Raw genomic sequence first — 15,271 nt, 5'->3', positions numbered from 1 at the left:
AGCTTAGAAACGCGCCCCGGTCAACAGCCGCTGTGAAAGAACAGCCTCAACACTTTCAGACGCCTCAACTCCGACAATTGGACGACCCGGTTCGACCGTATATTTTAAGGCAGTAATACGGTGCATCCGCGTAAACTGATCCAGCGCATAAACACAAGACGCGCATAGCTTTGCGATTTCATTACCATGGCGTTTGATGACGGGTGAAATGGTTGCAGACCTGGGAAAGTCCGCTTTCCCTTTTAGCCAAGCTGGCGTGAGCTCCGCGCTTGCATTGCCCGGTGACAACCAGCGAAACACCTCGTTAATGCATTCATGCGGATAGTATTCAGACAGCCGATATACATCCCTATAAAACTGCGGCTTCTGTTGGAAGAGATCATCACCGACCAATAGCACCGAGACCGCCACGATCCGCGCAGAGAACCGGCCGCTCGGGCCAAGCCTATTCTTGTAAGGGTTTTTTCCGTAAAACACACGAAATTGGCCAAATAGGTCAGGTGACATATGCTCGTAAAAGCGCGTCAGAATGAACTTTGCTGACTCAAGGCACTCCAAGCATACCGCAAGACAGTGGCCAGCGTCCGCCTCAGCCGTGTCACGCAATTCAAGTAGAGCTTCGATTGCCAGCTGTAGCTCGCTCTCGATGAGTTGGTGACCCAAGCAAAAATCTCGCTCTTCGACACCGGCCGCGCCGAGGCAATATACGCGTGGATCGCTCTGCACCGGGTTTGTAAGGATCATATCTTCATACGAGAGAACCTCAATACTAGGCTGCCGATGACAACTCAATCGGGCAAGACGGCTCAGCTCCTCTCCCACGGTCAACTCCGCTTCTACCGGATGAAGACCAGCAAACGCTGACATCTGATAAGCACAGTTGACGAGATAGTGGATGTCTGTCTTGGCGATGGCGAAGTCGGGCTGCGGTAGATTCAGCAGCTGTACCTCATAATCAGCCGATGCAATCATCGCGTTAATGCTGCGTCCAAGCGCCTTGACCCCTTCATCTGGCCGTTTACTGTCTTTGATCTCGGCAATGCGATGCGGCAGCTGATCGGCGACAAAGTTGCTGACGAGCCCCAGCGGGCGTTTTCGCTGCTCGCGGTCAATGCGATCGGTTAGATGAGAAAATATCTGCTGCGCCCGATTGGGCGGCGGCTTCGGAGTGGAAAAGGATAAGTGAGCGACCATGGAAGAGCGCGCCCTGATTTCATCGAAAGACAGCCTGCATTTCTGCACTTGTCCCGTATCTTGCGGCGGGCGAGTAGTCGTGTTTTTCGAGCAGATCGGTTCGCTTATCTGCTATCCTGCCATCGTTGTACGCGACCCGCTCAAGCACATTGTCGGAGAAGAATAGCAGTGATACGGCGCCCGAGTTGATATTGCCGGCGGCAGTTAACGACATCACTCCGTCTTTTGAGATGCAGACGAGACCTGCCTCCCTTAAGATCTCAAGCTCGCGGCCAAAGTATTCCTCAACCGATACCCCAAACTCCCGCTTGAAGCGGGAGAGCAACACTCCGCTGCTTCGCAAGGCAAACATTAACGTTCGCCGCATGAGGTCGTCCTGCGAGAGTACAGCTCCCTTCCATACCGGCTTCTCGCCTGCCTCAACCCTAGAAAGATAGCGATCCAAATCTGCTTCGTTATAGAACTGGCACTGGCTCATGTAGCCAAATCCACCAACCCCGAATGGGACAAGATTGTTATCATTCCAGGAATCGTACTTACGGCGTTGTTGAACGGAGTGGGGCTGCGACCTCTTAGTCCAATAAAAAATCGGCCCGTGGCGATAGCCGAGTTTCGTGAGAATGTGCTCTGCCATAAAGTGCATTATGATGCGCTCTTTAGCCCCCGCGAATTGATATCGCCCTCTGGCCAAATGGCGGGCTACGGGGTCAGTGGATTTGAACATCAATGGGAATACATTGAACTTCTCAATTCCCATTTCCAACAGGCCGACAATCGAGTCGTACCAGCTCCGGAGCGTTTGCTGCGGCAGCCCATACATGAGGTCAAGCGACAGATTCTCAACGCCCATCTCATTCAGCAGTTTTACGACTTGTATCACCTCCTCTACACCGTGTCCGCGGTTCAGAATGCGCAAAATAGTCGGGTCTAGACTTTGCACGCCCAGCACAAATCGGTTTACCCCACCTCTAATTAGAGTGGATATGCAATCGGCAGCGTCCGCATGCTTCACAAGAGAGGGATGCAACTCGAAACTTACTTCGGATTTCGATAAATCGAAGCGCTGATTAGTCATATCAAACAGCGTTTTGAGTTGACGGTTCGTCAAAAAGGAGGGCGTGCCACCTCCAAAGAACGCAGTTTCAATATCTTTGCCAGCAAGCGCCGCCTCTGACCAACTCATCTCCTTATTCAAAGCCGCCAGATAACGTTCCACTCGTTCGGAAGATGGATTGATTTCCTTGGCGAAGTGGCAAAAGGTGCAATACTGATTACAGAAGGGAATGTGAAAATAGAGATCAATTGACGACGCGACCTTATTCAACAATCTTTCGGCATTCAGGTCCCCCATTGCTTTGAGAGGCGGATATGTGCCGACGAGATAATCGTTGTATGAATCAAGGTGCAAGTTTCGCGATCTCAACATGTCTAGGTTGATCTCGTACGAGCGGTCGATCGCGAACTCCAGGGCCTCGGAATAGCTTGGCGTGTTCATGCCTTCGGACTCCCATTAATGTTCGTGTGTAGGCAAGCCGCGATGGCAGCTGCGGCCGGCGTCACATCTCTTTGCCTCTTACTGAGAAGCGCATTTCGATCAGCGAACTGCATTTGTCTCCCGTCGCTCGACGCAGGTCAGATCGCACCTCGCCAAGCGCCGGCGCGGCGCGCGGGATGAGTACAGTTTGTCGAGGACAGGCAGATGTCGCGGCCAATGCGTCTTCGTGCGTTGCGAAACACGACGGCACTCAGTGCGGCGTCTCCGGCGTTGATTTGGATCAATCGAGTAGGTTTCATTTCGCTCGTGCGCCTACGACTGGGAGAGCGGCATAGTCGTGCGGATCCCTTCCAGCAAACTACGTGCCACCAAGCACGTCGTGCGAGTCTTCCTCGAAGAGCGAAAACCATGTACTTCGCGCCGCGGCGAGGCATGTTTGCGCCTTGGTGTGGGTTTCCGCACATACGTGTCTTCAACCGGACACGTTGAACACGACACGAGGAGCATCAAACGATGATGTCCTCTCTCGACGAGCTTAGTTGCGCTGTTCCGGAGGCCGAGCGGGAGGTAGGCCTGGGAGGGCGGCGGTGCGCTTCGTAATCGATCCGCAAAGAAGCCCCGTAGTACGGCGGTGCTAGGGTTTTGGGGCGTTGCCGGGCTCTGGCAGCATTTTCCAACTTTCCGGAGCTCCGTGGCAGTTGGCGAATGGTCTTGGGAATAGTATTATCACCTGACTTCAGGGGTGTGAGATCAAATGCAAGATCTCTAAGCGGGAGCTTATACTCGCCACAGTAAAGAAGCCAGGTCCCTTTCGTCGGCCGAGCGGGAAGCCAGCCTCGGAGGAGCGACGCTGCTACACATCGCACCAGCTTCCGTCGGCAGAGGGATGGTGCCGACGGTTCATTCGCGGCGAGGCGTCGCCGTTAGCTTTAGCCAAGGGAAGACCGATATCCGTTCCAAACGAAATTTAGATCGCTTCCTTTCCTCTCGAAACAAGATCCAAGGAATTCAGCCCAACGTTCGCGTGCAACAAGGTCGACAACGGCCTCAGTTTTTCCCTTCACGTAATCTTATGAAGGTCGTCAAAGACCATGCTTCTCCGATAAACCCCACGGAAACGGATATTCGGCAATACTTCACTCACTGACTGATCCTGATCCACGACGGAAATGACGTCGAGTGTGTGTGCCATCTGCGCCAAACCGCCAACGACTTCGCCTGCATCTTCCAGATGATTTTGACTGCGATAACGTTCGATCCTGTTGACCACCTTGCAGAAGCATTCGAGACCTGCATTCGGCTGCTCCGACCGATCGCGCAGTGAAAGCGCAGTTGAGGTGGGCTCAATTATACCGAGGGAGCGGCCGAAAACCTACACGAGGGTCCGTCCTTGGTTAGTGAGCACCGATGCAGACTGGGGGCGCTTGTCCACGCCGGGCCAGCGGGATGCAACTTGCTCTGGCCGTCGACTAATGCCGGCTCCACTGAAGATGCGTCTCGATTGATGCTCTGAGTAACACCTGAACACGTTCTCAGAGCCAGGCAATAGTCCGCAATTGTTTTGAGACTAACTCGGCAGCTTACACGTTAAGGACGCCTCCGGCACGGTGGTTGCTATATGCGCACGGCCAATGACGCTCACGTCGCTACGAGAATGCCCTGCGAGCACGGCGGAACATATGCGGAAGCGAGAACGTCGGAAGCATGAGAAGTGGCGCGCTATCGGGACATCTCAGCTTCCGGACTTCTTCGTTGCGCCTTTTCAAACGCACTGTGACGACATCATTCGCAAAGTCGGAAACACTGCTTTGAAGCATACAACTTGACGCTACGTGCGATTCAAGTGTCACTTGAGGGTCTTCGCACGAATTTGTGAGAACTTTCGGCTTACGGATCTGCTCTTCGCTCGCTTTTTGTGCAGGAACCGTCGTCTCCTTTCGTATTTCAAGTCTGAGCCGCTGGCGCCTCAGTTTCGCCGCGCGCCTTAATTTCAAGGCAGCATCAACAGGGATGTCGTTGCCGAGTGGATAAGGAGACAGTTGACGTTAATAGCATGTGACTGCAAACGGCTTCACCCGGAGGCGTGAGCGCGCCTCGGGAAATTATGCGCTTTGATGCCGATCCGGAAGTCAAGTCTTGCGTTTTGTGCACCGCCAACGCATATACGCACCACGGTAGCGCGATGCGCTATCGCAGCCCTCCTTGGGCGTTTCCTCCCTAGACTTGGGCCGCTTGTTCATTACAAGCGGCCTTTTTTCTAGGTCGCCGCTGTGGCGACACCCCGGCAATTCTTTCGGAAATTGGCTTGCGCAGGTGGTTAGGCGACCGCCACGCTCGCAACGAGTTGCTACACTTCGGCTCGAGCGCCCATCGCCGTCGCATTAACGAGAAGCGACGAGCGCGGTCATGCGAAACTGGCCTGACGCGCGGCAACGCGCCTTCGTTGCAGGTCGGCGGCGCCGGGAGGTGTTGAGATACGCATTTTTCTCCGACCGTGATATCAGTCCTTCGCGGTAAAGCCTCCGCGGGCGAATGTTAAGGATGTTTCTCGCATTGATAAGCATCGGAGATATAGGGATGGAAGGGGAAGCCTTTCTTTGGTTGGTACGGCATGCGGTCGTCGATTCTATCGAAGGAACGATCTCCCCTTCGGGCGCATCGGCCGATCTCAGCGATCGGGCGCATTTGGAAGCCGTCCGAAGGCGCTTGCCGCGGGACGCCGCAAGCTATGCGAGTCCGTCTCGACGGACTGTCGATACCGCACACGCATTCGAGCTTGATCCAATCCTGGTGCCTGAGTTCCGGGAGCAGGACTTCGGGGATTGGACTGGTCGACGTCACGACGATCTCGCCGCTCTCGGAGAAGAAGGATACGCCGAGTTCTGGAAGGATCCCGCTCGTTCAAACCCACCCGGCGGCGAGAGCTTCGAAGATCAGGTAGCGAGGGTTCGGGATGGACTTCGTAAAATAGCTGCTGGTCCAGCAACGCTCGTCGTCCATTCCGGCACTATTCGCGCCGCGCTCTGCGTAGCCCTCGACATCACACCGCGAGCAGCGTTGCGCTTCGTAATCGATCCGCTGTCGATCACCCGAATTGATCGGCTACGGAACGATTGGCGGATTGTGTCAGTTAATCAGAATGTCGCGTTATGAGCGATTCGGAACGCTGGCTTGCGCGAATGTCGCCATGCCGTTGTGCAGAGCGCATGCAAGCCGCAGGATCGGCAATGCAAGCGCGGCGCCCGACCCCTCCCCTAACCTGAGGTCCAGATTGAATAACGGCTGCACATTCAGCGCCTCAAGAACTAGGCGGTGCCCCTGCTCGGCCGATTGATGCGAGGATAAGAGAAAGGGCCGACACGACGGATTAAGATGCACCGCCGTCAACGCCGCGACGGACACGATGAAACCGTCGATCAGGATCGGGAGGCGACGCTGTGCGGCGGCGATGATCGCGCCCGTAATAGCAGCAGTTTCAAGACCGCCGACCGCGCACAGGATCCGCTCGGCAGAAGTTCCTGGTCTTGTAAGGTCATGACGAGCCAGCGCTGCATCAATCAGGTGCGCCTTGCGCGCACGGCTGTCTGCATCGATCCCGGTGCCATTGCCGGTCACCTGCTCGGCGCGCATACCAAGCAGGGCGGCGGCGACTGCCGCAGAAGTCGTGGTGTTGCCGATCCCCATGTCACCAAGGATCAGAAGATCTGGCTCTGCTGAGGCCGCCCGCGCGATGGCGCGCTTGCCGCAGTCGAAGGCGAAGGCGACCTCGCCCAACTCGAGCGCCGCTTCCTTGCTGAAATCCCGGCTGCCCCGGCGCGGCTTGTCTGTCGCGACTCCCGGGACGGGCTGTTCGGCGAGCGTTCCGGCATCGACGATTTCCAGACTTAAGCCCAGTTCGCGCGCGAGAACCGAAATTGCTGCACCGCCTGACGCGAAATTCGACATCATCGCGATCGTAACTTCCTGAGGATAGGCCGATACGCCCTGCGCGACGATGCCGTGATCCCCTGCAAAGACGATGATCGGCACGCGCTCGGCTCGAGGCCGGTCGGTTTGTTGCAGACCGGCCAGCTCGATCGCGAGGTGCTCGAGGCGACCCAGCGCACCGGTCGGCTTGGTGAGCTCGGCCTGACGGGCCAGGGCGGCATCGCGATGGAAGGTCGAAACGCCCGGGCACTCCTGGTAGACCCACTCGGGTAGCATGTCGTCCTGCCCTTGGTGATTGTTCAAGATGCCAGCTGCCTTCGCACGAGTGCTACGACACGCGCTTGAGGATGTAGCTATCCATGATCCAGCCATGCCTGGCGCGTGCTTCCTGTCGGGTGGCGACGATGCCTGGCCCCACTTCTGCGAGCGGACCTGACATTGTGATCTGCTCGGGCATCCCGAGATAGGCGCCCCACCAGATATGTAGTCCGTTCGGATCGAGCCACTGGAACGCGGCGCCGCCATCGAGCATGACGACCACCGTGTCGGCGCCGGACGGCCAACCGCCTTCGCGCAGCCGCCGTCCGGTGGTGACGAGAAAAGGCTCCCCAATGTCGTTCAGCGGCAGTGAATGTGCGGCGCAAAGCGCCTGGATTGACGTGACGCCTGGCACGACCTCGATTCTTGGCAACGGATCAAGCTTTCGTGCGATCCGCAAGCTCGAATCGTATAGCGAAGGATCGCCCCAAATCAGCAGGGCAACGCGTCCGTCATCACCGAGATGCGCCGCAATCGCTCGGGACCAGGTCACTGCGACGGCGTCGTGCCATTCGTCCACTGCCTTGCGGTAGCCCTCCTGCGCCGTGTCGCGAATGGGCGGGTCGAACTCGGCAACGCGCGTACGGCTGTTCGTCAAGGCTTGCGCGCAAATCAGCCGGCGCAGGTCGGCGAGATCGGACTTCACCGGGCCCTTGCGCGGAATCAGCACCAGGTCAGCCGCATTGATTGCGCGGATCGCAGCAAGCGTGAGCTGCTCGGGATCGCCGCAGCCAATGCCTATCAGGGAGAGTGTCAGCATCGCGTTATGAGTCGGGGCGGCCGCGACTTGCGACCGCCCTTAGGCCATCTCAGGCGGCGTTGTGAAGCCGATAAGTAACAAGACCATCGGCCGTCACAGCTCTCAGTGATTTCGCAAGTGCCAGCACGGCTAGATCGGCCAGCGGCTCAATTACTATGACGAGCGCGTAGGAAGCGGCGAAAGACGCGATGGAGGCGAGGTTCTCGGCCGCAAAGCCCGCACCATACAGCGCCCAGAAGGCGACCCACGCCACGATTCCGGATTGATAGGCGGTCGAAAGCGCAAGTGCCTGCCGATACTGCAGGTCAACATAGGCGGTGTTGCGAGGAATGATCCGCCCGGCCAGCGCCTGGATCGCAAACAAAGGCACCAGCAGCGTCGTCACGTTCATACCATATTGCGGCAGGTCGGTCGGCACGAAGAACAGCCCCTGCAGCAGAAGACCAAGCGCCAGCCCGAACGCGGCTGGCGCTGCGCCGAACAGGAGAAACAGCGTCGAGCCGAGAATGAAATGCACCTCCGAGACCCCCATCCGGAAATGCGGCAGGAGTTCGAAGAACGAGAAAACCAGGACCGTTGTTGCGATGGTGCGCACCGCGAATGAAACACCCCCCTGCTCGCGCACGGTTTCGACCGTGAGCTTGAGAGCGCAGCCGCCGGCAACGGCACTCGTCGCGTAACTCAGCACGAGCTTGGCGCCCGTAACGATACCTGGTTCGATATGCATGACTTACGTCCCTTCTGCCGTCACACCCGACGGCGCTGGTGTTAAAAATTGCAGGGCCGGTCTCCTCGCTCGCGGTTCGAAACGGGTCCCGGCTTCCCAAGCTTGACGGCCCAGTGGCGGATCGGAGCCCCTCACTGCTTACAGGCGCGGGCGCGGCCGGAGCTTTGGGCGCCGCATTCACGTCCGCCCTTGCCCGTTCCCGGTTATGCTCCGGCGCTTTCCGCCGCCTCGAGCACCATGCCTGTTCTGTGTGCTCCTTCCGAGGAGACGTCAAGGGGCTGGCGAGATCGGGCGACGGCATCCTCATAGACTCTCTCCCGCCAGCGCGCCGAAAAGAATGACCGCCGCCGTCGTTGCGGCGGTCGCTTGCGCGAGCTGCTCTACGAGCTGTGCAATCGTGGTGCGGACAATCTGCCCTCGGCGCGGCCCAGAGACTCCGCAAATAGCGCCGGCGTGTCGGGAGCCATGCCGTGCTCTATCAGCTTTGCCGCGAGCGCCGGGAATGTGCGCTTGCCCATATAGACCGCGGTCGTCGATTCCGGATCGGCCAGTGCCGCCCAATTGAGATTCGCGGGCAACCGCCCGGTGACATCTGCGCCGGTCACGAACTGGACGCGGCGCGAGGTGCGCCGGCGGGTGAGTGGAATGCTGGCGCGCGCTGCCGCAACGCAGGCTGAGGTGACGCCTGGAATGATCTCGTAGTCGATGCCCGCCGCGCGCAGCGCCTCGATCTCTTCTTCAAGCCGGCCGAAGATGCCGGCGTCTCCCGATTTCAAACGTACAACGCGGGCGTTTGCGGCGGCGTAGTCGATGAGCAGCCGGTTGAGGTGCTCCTGTTTGGCTGAGGGCCGACCCACACGCTTGCCAACCGCTACCAGATTGGCCCCGGCTCGGGCGTAATCGAGGATCGCGCCCGAGGCAACGTCGTCATACAGCACGACATCAGCAGCGCGCAGACGCGCAGCCGCCTTGAGCGTCAGGAGCTCGGGATCGCCTGGGCCGGCCGAGACAAAGGAAACAAAGCCGCTCACCTGTCCTCCGCAATGAGGTGGAAGAACGTGCCGGTGGCGTAGCCGCGCCGCGAGCCCGTCTCCGCAACGACCGCGCCAGTCGCGTCGCGCACGATAGCCAGAGGTGTATCGGGCTGCGAGACAATCGTGGAGTAATGGAATTCATGGCCGCGCAGGAGCGCTCTGGCCTGATATCCGGGCATCGGCAGAGCGAGTTCCGCAAGCCGATAGCCCAGATGCATGCGACGTCGGGCAAAACTCGTATGCAGGCCGAGCAGTCCAGTCATCTCGTGGCGTGTGCCGCCACCGTCGGTCAAGGAGGTGCCCAGCACCATGTAGCCCCCGCATTCGCCATGCACCGGCCGTATCTCGGCAAAGGATTTTAGCGCACGGCGGAATTGGCGATTTGCCGCGAGTTGGCCGGCGTGCAATTCCGGATAGCCGCCGGGCAGCCAGCAGACGTCGGCACTATCATCAGGACCCTCGTCGGCGAGCGGCGAGAAGGTCGCGATCTCGGCACCGGCGGCACGCCAGGCCTCCAGCATGTGCGGATAGACGAACGAGAATGCGCCGTCGCGCGCCAGAGCGATGCGCTGGCCGGGTGGTTTGACGCTCGGGCGTGCGGCGCATGGCGCCGTCCAGGCGCATGCCGCCGATTGCAACACTGCATCGAGATCGACATGCTCGGCGACGAAGCAGGCGGCTTCCGCGATCAGGCCGTCGACCTCGCCCTGCTCCTCAGCCTGCACCAGGCCAAGATGCCGCTTCGGCAAGCTGATCGCGGCGTGGCGGGGCAACGCCCCGAACACGGCAATGCCAGCGCCTGCCATGGCACGGCGCACCAGGTCCTCGTGCCGGGTGCTGGCGACGCGGTTGAGAACGACGCCGGCAAGACGCACGCCTGCGCGGAAATCGCGCAGTCCCGCAGCCACCGCCGCGGCGGTTTGCGCCTGCCCGGAGGGATCGATCACAAGCAGGACCGGCCAGCCCATCATCTCGGCGATATCGGAGGTAGCGCCGGTCCCCGAGAGGCCCCCTGCGGCAACGCCGTCGAAGAGGCCCATCGAACCTTCGGCCAGGACGAGATCCGCATTCGCACCGCGCGAAACGAGCGCCTCGATCTCATCGCGGTGCATGGCCCAGCTGTCGATGTTGACGGAGGTGCGCCCCGCGGCGGCCGCATGAAAGGCGGTATCGATATAATCGGGCCCGCTCTTGAAGCACTGGACCTTCAGCCCGCGATCGCGATAGGCGCGCGCCAACGCCAGCGTCAGCGTCGTCTTGCCGACACCGGATGCAGGCGCGGAGATGACGAGGCTCGCCGTCATCACGAGCCTTCCGGAAAGCGCGGCGTCGGCCCGAGCGCCCGATAGCGGCGGTCATAGTCGGCGGCATACAGGCGGCTCTCTCCGAAATCTTCCGAACCCAGGGTGCGGCCAACCAGAATAACGGCCGTGCGCTCGAGCTCGGTGCTTACAGCAGAATCCAGCGTACCGAGCGTAGCGCGAATGATGCGCTGATCCGGCCAGCTTGCGCGCCAGACTATTGCGACTGGACAGTCTCCTCCGTAGTGCGGCGTCAGCTCATCAATTACCCTGGAAAGCAGATGGATCGAGAGATGGATGGCGAGCACCGCACCGGTCGCGGCGAAGGTGGCGAGCTTCTCGCCTTTCGGCATCGCGCTCGCTCTGCCCGGCATCCGCGTCAGGACGACCGATTGCACAAGACCCGGCAGCGTGAGCTCGGCCTCGATCGCGGCCGCGGCGGCGGAAAAGGCCGGCACGCCGGGCGTGATTGAATAGGAGATTTGAAGCGCGCGCAGGCGGCGCAATTGCTCGCCCATCGCCGACCAGATCGAGAGATCCCCGGAATGTAGCCGTGCGACGTCCTTGCCCTTATGATGCGCGGCGACGATCTCCGACATGATGTCGTCGAGCGACAGCGGCGCGGTGTTCACGATCCGTGCATCCTTTGGGCAATGGGCAAGAACGCCCTCGGGCACGAGAGAGCCGGCATAGAGGCAGACCGGACAGGCGGCGATCAGATCGCGACCGCGCAAGGTGAGCAGATCAGCTGCTCCCGGTCCGGCGCCGATGAAGTGCACCGTCATTCGCCGTCTCCTTCCGCGATCGCTGCGGTCGCCGTCCGATCCTGCGAGAGGGCCCGCGTCGAAACGAGGCGCGCACCACGGCCGGCGACCGCAAGCGCTGCGGCTTCGGCGACGGAGCCCGTACCGAACTTCGCCTTGATGGATTCTGACTGTGTGGGCGTGGCAATGCCGGCCAGGACATCGGCCGAAACAGGCCGGATCGGCACGTTGAGTTCGCGCGCCAGCAATTTGAGCGCGGCGGTTTCGGCCTTGTCGCTGACCGTTGCAACTGCCGCGAGATCTTCAGGACCGCCCGCGGCGGCGAGAGCTTCGCGCAGCGCAGCCAGTGTGACCTCCCGCTTGAACCCCAGACCTGCGACTTTCACTTGACTGCACTCCATTGCACGACCGGCCGCACCGCTTCCCAGGATCGATAGCGGCCGAGGTGACCTGCATGCGCAATCTCGATCCGCATCAACTCGCCACCGTGGCGTTGATGAAGGTCAGATAGTAGCGCCTCGGTCTCCAGCGTGACGGCATGCGCAACTAACCTTACTCTCGGCTCAATGCGCGACCACACCGCATCGAACATCCTCGCGTCGAACCCTCCCCCGATGAAAACGGCTTGCGGTGTCCCAAGGCCTGAGAGGATATCAGGCGCTATTCCCTCAACGATGGCGATGCGATGCGTCAGACCGAAGGTTGCCGCGTTGCCGCGGATATTCGCTACGCGATCAGCCCGCGCTTCGATGGCGATCGCCGTGCCACCACAGAGAGCCCATTCTACCGAGATCGAACCTGAACCGGCGCCAATGTCCCATAATCTGTCGCCGCATCTCGGCGCCAGCGCCGAAAGCGCGAGCGCGCGCATCGGCCGCTTGGTGAACTGACCGTCATGCACGAAGAGCGCGTCCGAAAGGCCGGAGCTGCGCGGAACGCCGTGCGGTCCATTGGTTTCCAGCGCAACTGTCACCGGACCCGCACCGCCATCGGCGGCGTAGCTGTCGGCCCGATATTGCACTACGGATTCGCGGGCACCGCCGAGCGCGGTGAGCGTCCACAGCCGTGAATCGCCCCAGCCGCGCGCCGTCAACCATTTGGCCAGATCGCCGGGCGCCTTGTCGTCGCGCACGAGACAAATAATGCGCGCTCCACGTGTCAGATGCGGCACCAGGCGTTCGAATGGCGCCGCGTGGAGTCCAAGACAGACGACAGATTCGAGCCGCCATCCGAGCCGCGCGGCGGCAAGTGAGAATGTCGAGGGCGCGGGATGCGCAATCCATTCGCTCTTGCTGAGCCGTTCCGCGAGACTGGCTCCTACGCCGTACCAGGACGGATCGCCCGAGGCGAGCACCACCGTCGGACGACCGCGGCAGGTCAGCACGCAATCGGTCTCGAACGGCACCGGCCAGGGACGGCCGCGGTCGGCAATCCCTGCCAGCGCGAGATGCCGTTCGCCGCCAAACACAGTCTCGGCTTCCGCAAGCGCCTTTCGGCTTGCATCCGAGAGGCCGGCAAGGCCATCTTCGCCAATGCCGATAATCGTCAGCCAGGGATCATGCATGATGCGCGCCCTCATTCTGGGCGGAACAAGCGATGCCAATCTGCTCGCGGACGCTGTGGCGCGCGCGGGGTGTAATGCGATCTATTCCTATGGAGGTCGCACCCGCGCCCCCGCGAACCAGCCGCTGCCGACCCGCATCGGGGGGTTCGGCGGCGTGAATGGCCTTGCCGAGTTCATTCGACGCGAGGGAATAACGCACCTTGTCGATGCAACCCATCCCTTCGCGGCCGAGATGAGCCGCAATGCGGTTGCAGCGTGCGAGACGACCGGAACACCGCTGATCGCGCTCGAGCGTGCGCCCTGGGCAAAATGGACCGGCGACTCCTGGATCGAGGCCGCGGATATCTCCTCCGCCGCGGCAGCGTTGCCGAACAATCGCGCGCGGATATTTCTTGCGATCGGACGGCAGCACATCGCAGCTTTCAGCGCCAGACCGCAGCATGCCTACACTTTGCGGTTTGTCGATCCCCCCGATGGACCACTGCCGTTTCCGGACGTCGATGTCATCGTGTCGCGCGGACCATTCACCCTCGCCGGCGAATTGGAGATGATGCGCGCGCGCGGCATCGAATGGGTTGTTGCCCGCAACTCCGGTGGAACGGGCGCGCGCGCCAAGATCGACGCCGCGCGCGAGCTCGGCCTTCCCGTCGTGATGCTCAAGCGGCCCGAATTGCCTGACAGGCCGCGGGTCGAAAGCGTGGCGGATGTCATGCAATGGCTCGGTCATCGGACATGCCTCGGTGCATAGACCCAGCGGCCGACGCGGCGCGTTGCCGAATTGCCGACGATGACAAGGGTTCGCATGTCGGCCATCTCGGGCCGTGCCTCGCGCAGCATCACTGTTTCAATTCGCTCCGCGGCCGTGCTGACCGCATGGGCAAAGATCACGAGGCGTTCGCCCCAACCTGCCTCCTTCAGAACCGAAAGTGCGCGTCCAAAACCCTCGGGCCGGCTCACTGAGCGCGGATTGTACATCGCGATCGCAAAGTCGGCTTCGGCAGCAAGCCGCAAGCGCTTCTCGATCGTCGGCCACGGCTTCAGATTATCGGAGAGATTGATCGCGCAAAAATCGTGGCCGAGCGGCGCGCCGGCGCGCGCGGCCGCTGCCAGCATTGCAGTTACGCCGGGCAGAACGCGGATTGCAAGGCCCTGCCATTGCGGCGAGACTTCAAGGGCTTCGAATACAGCCGCTGCCATGGCGAAAACACCCGGGTCGCCGGAAGAAACCATGACAACGCGGCGTCCTTCCGATGCCAGCTGCAAGGCATCGCTTGCGCGCTGCAACTCCATGCGATTGTCTGATGGATGCAGCGTCAGTCCTTCACGCTGTTGCACCCGCGCGACATAGGGCGCATAGCCCACGACGTCCGTCGCGGCGGCGAGCGCGGCGGAGACTTCCGGCGTGACTAGCGCCTGGTCCCCCGGCCCAAGTCCCGCGATGGTCAATATGCCCGTCATTCGGCCGCCTCCATCCGGCGTCCCTGCCCATGCACGAGCACGATCGCGAAATAGGGACACTCGGTCTCGTCCACGTCCTTCAGCCGCGCGACGCGCTCGCCAGGCATGGTGCCGCGTTCGATCAGCCATGCCTCGCCCAGGCGGCCGGCGGCGGCGAGCGCGCGGCGCACCTTCTTCAGATTGCGCCCGGTCTTCATGACGACGAGCGCATCGGAACTGCGCGCGCGTTGCTCGAGCTCGTGTTCCGACAGCGTACCCATCAGCACCGTCATCACATCGTCGCCGAGGGCGATCGGCAGGCCGACCGAATTCCAGCAGCCAGCCATACCGGGAATGCCGGCGATCACCTCGATCTCGACGCGGCCCTGCAGACGTGCACGCAGATGCATGAAGGAGCCGTAGAAGTAGGGATCGCCCTCGCAGAGAACGACGATGTCGACCGCGCGGGCGATCCGCGCAAGACGCTCCGCCCACTCGTCGTAAAAGCCGGCAAGGAGGCGAATATATTCCAGACTGTCGAAGGCGATCTCAGTCGTGACCGGATACTCCATCGGATATTCGCAGACGTCCTTTGCCAGTAGTCCATCGACGATGCGGCGCGCCTGGCCGGGCCGTCCCTTCTTCCGGAAATAGGCAACGTGCTTGGCCGCACGGACCTCACGATCGGCGCGCACGCTCATGAGGTCCGGATTTCCTGGCCCGAGGCCGCAACAGATGATGCGCCCCATG

At 60.9% G+C, this 15,271-nt stretch carries 13 protein-coding genes, 1 pseudogene and 1 riboswitch; of the genes and pseudogenes, 2 read left to right on the top strand and 12 right to left on the bottom strand.

The features are described from left to right. Window positions 1–3: 3 nt before the first annotated feature. A complete protein-coding gene (locus tag YUO_RS0119275) occupies window positions 4–1,194 on the bottom strand; it encodes a hypothetical protein (protein WP_028348761.1) in 1,191 nt (396 codons plus the stop codon). A 19-nt stretch (window positions 1,195–1,213) separates the two neighbouring features. Then, window positions 1,214–2,689, bottom strand: a complete 1,476-nt coding sequence (locus YUO_RS0119270; protein ID WP_028348760.1) for a coproporphyrinogen-III oxidase family protein — start codon at window positions 2,687–2,689, stop codon at window positions 1,214–1,216. Between the two features lie 2,577 nt (window positions 2,690–5,266). On the opposite strand from YUO_RS0119270, the gene YUO_RS0119260 reads away from it, so the two are divergent. Next, the gene (locus YUO_RS0119260; RefSeq protein ID WP_028348759.1) at window positions 5,267–5,842 is read left to right on the top strand and encodes a histidine phosphatase family protein; all 576 of its coding nucleotides are present in this window, start codon (window positions 5,267–5,269) and stop codon (window positions 5,840–5,842) included. Here YUO_RS0119260 and cobT read toward each other — a convergent pair. The 8 genes and pseudogenes from cobT to YUO_RS0119220 all read right to left on the bottom strand — a co-directional run bounded on the left by cobT (window position 5,837) and on the right by YUO_RS0119220 (window position 13,084). Then, window positions 5,837–6,892, bottom strand: coding sequence for a nicotinate-nucleotide--dimethylbenzimidazole phosphoribosyltransferase (cobT, locus tag YUO_RS0119255; protein WP_028348758.1), 1,056 nt, complete (start codon window positions 6,890–6,892; stop codon window positions 5,837–5,839). The two genes, YUO_RS0119260 and cobT, sit on opposite strands and share 6 nt — an antisense overlap. Before the next feature lie 52 nt (window positions 6,893–6,944). After that, window positions 6,945–7,694 (bottom strand): precorrin-6A synthase (deacetylating), encoded by a 750-nt coding sequence (gene cobF / locus YUO_RS0119250; protein ID WP_028348757.1) that lies wholly within the window; start codon window positions 7,692–7,694, stop codon window positions 6,945–6,947. 49 nt (window positions 7,695–7,743) lie between these two features. Next, window positions 7,744–8,421 (bottom strand): energy-coupling factor ABC transporter permease, encoded by a 678-nt coding sequence (locus YUO_RS0119245; RefSeq protein WP_028348756.1) that lies wholly within the window; start codon window positions 8,419–8,421, stop codon window positions 7,744–7,746. 37 nt (window positions 8,422–8,458) lie between these two features. Next, window positions 8,459–8,676, bottom strand: a riboswitch (cobalamin riboswitch). A 48-nt stretch (window positions 8,677–8,724) separates the two neighbouring features. Continuing rightward, window positions 8,725–9,452 (bottom strand): annotated as a pseudogene (cobA, locus tag YUO_RS41100) (uroporphyrinogen-III C-methyltransferase). After that, window positions 9,449–10,759, bottom strand: a complete 1,311-nt coding sequence (locus YUO_RS0119235) for a cobyrinic acid a,c-diamide synthase CobB (protein ID WP_028348755.1) — start codon at window positions 10,757–10,759, stop codon at window positions 9,449–9,451. The pseudogene cobA and the gene YUO_RS0119235 overlap by 4 nt, the downstream one beginning before the upstream one ends. Beyond that, complete coding sequence (gene cobM, locus YUO_RS0119230; protein WP_028348754.1) at window positions 10,759–11,541, bottom strand: precorrin-4 C(11)-methyltransferase; 783 nt, start codon at window positions 11,539–11,541, stop codon at window positions 10,759–10,761. The genes YUO_RS0119235 and cobM overlap by 1 nt, the downstream gene beginning before the upstream one ends. Beyond that, on the bottom strand, window positions 11,538–11,906 hold the full coding sequence (locus YUO_RS0119225; protein ID WP_028348753.1) for a cobalamin biosynthesis protein: 369 nt from the start codon (window positions 11,904–11,906) through the stop codon (window positions 11,538–11,540). The genes cobM and YUO_RS0119225 overlap by 4 nt, the downstream gene beginning before the upstream one ends. Then, on the bottom strand, window positions 11,903–13,084 hold the full coding sequence (locus YUO_RS0119220) for a bifunctional cobalt-precorrin-7 (C(5))-methyltransferase/cobalt-precorrin-6B (C(15))-methyltransferase (protein ID WP_028348752.1): 1,182 nt from the start codon (window positions 13,082–13,084) through the stop codon (window positions 11,903–11,905). The genes YUO_RS0119225 and YUO_RS0119220 overlap by 4 nt, the downstream gene beginning before the upstream one ends. Between YUO_RS0119220 and YUO_RS0119215 the strand changes: the two genes are divergently transcribed. After that, window positions 13,083–13,832, top strand: a complete 750-nt coding sequence (locus YUO_RS0119215) for a cobalt-precorrin-6A reductase (protein WP_028348751.1) — start codon at window positions 13,083–13,085, stop codon at window positions 13,830–13,832. The genes YUO_RS0119220 and YUO_RS0119215 overlap by 2 nt on opposite strands. On the opposite strand, the gene cobJ is transcribed toward YUO_RS0119215, so the two are convergent. Both cobJ and YUO_RS0119205 read right to left on the bottom strand, forming a co-directional pair. Beyond that, a complete protein-coding gene (gene cobJ / locus YUO_RS0119210) occupies window positions 13,808–14,542 on the bottom strand; it encodes a precorrin-3B C(17)-methyltransferase (RefSeq protein WP_028348750.1) in 735 nt (244 codons plus the stop codon). The genes YUO_RS0119215 and cobJ overlap by 25 nt on opposite strands. Continuing rightward, on the bottom strand, window positions 14,539–15,270 hold the full coding sequence (locus YUO_RS0119205) for a precorrin-2 C(20)-methyltransferase (protein WP_028348749.1): 732 nt from the start codon (window positions 15,268–15,270) through the stop codon (window positions 14,539–14,541). Before YUO_RS0119205 ends, cobJ begins: the two co-directional genes overlap by 4 nt. Between the last annotated feature and the right edge of the window lies 1 nt (window position 15,271).

The sequence above is a fragment of the Bradyrhizobium murdochi genome, from assembly GCF_000472965.1.
Taxonomy (GTDB): domain Bacteria; phylum Pseudomonadota; class Alphaproteobacteria; order Rhizobiales; family Xanthobacteraceae; genus Bradyrhizobium; species Bradyrhizobium murdochi.
Note: the sequence above shows the minus strand (reverse complement) of the source record. Positions and strands in the feature narration are given on the sequence as shown.

Excerpts from the sequence above, each read along its gene's own strand:
- YUO_RS0119275 (WP_028348761.1), bottom strand. The coding sequence starts at position 1,194 with ATGGTCGCTCACTTATCCTTTTCCACTCCGAAGCCGCCGCCCAATCGG.
- YUO_RS0119270 (WP_028348760.1), bottom strand. The coding sequence starts at position 2,689 with ATGAACACGCCAAGCTATTCCGAGGCCCTGGAGTTCGCGATCGACCGC.
- YUO_RS0119260 (WP_028348759.1), top strand. The coding sequence starts at position 5,267 with ATGGAAGGGGAAGCCTTTCTTTGGTTGGTACGGCATGCGGTCGTCGAT.
- cobT (WP_028348758.1), bottom strand. The coding sequence starts at position 6,892 with ATGCTACCCGAGTGGGTCTACCAGGAGTGCCCGGGCGTTTCGACCTTC.
- cobF (WP_028348757.1), bottom strand. The coding sequence starts at position 7,694 with ATGCTGACACTCTCCCTGATAGGCATTGGCTGCGGCGATCCCGAGCAG.
- YUO_RS0119245 (WP_028348756.1), bottom strand. The coding sequence starts at position 8,421 with ATGCATATCGAACCAGGTATCGTTACGGGCGCCAAGCTCGTGCTGAGT.
- YUO_RS0119235 (WP_028348755.1), bottom strand. The coding sequence starts at position 10,759 with ATGACGGCGAGCCTCGTCATCTCCGCGCCTGCATCCGGTGTCGGCAAG.
- cobM (WP_028348754.1), bottom strand. The coding sequence starts at position 11,541 with ATGACGGTGCACTTCATCGGCGCCGGACCGGGAGCAGCTGATCTGCTC.
- YUO_RS0119215 (WP_028348751.1), top strand. The coding sequence starts at position 13,083 with ATGATGCGCGCCCTCATTCTGGGCGGAACAAGCGATGCCAATCTGCTC.
- YUO_RS0119220 (WP_028348752.1), bottom strand. The coding sequence starts at position 13,084 with ATGCATGATCCCTGGCTGACGATTATCGGCATTGGCGAAGATGGCCTT.
- cobJ (WP_028348750.1), bottom strand. The coding sequence starts at position 14,542 with ATGACGGGCATATTGACCATCGCGGGACTTGGGCCGGGGGACCAGGCG.
- YUO_RS0119205 (WP_028348749.1), bottom strand. The coding sequence starts at position 15,270 with ATGGGGCGCATCATCTGTTGCGGCCTCGGGCCAGGAAATCCGGACCTC.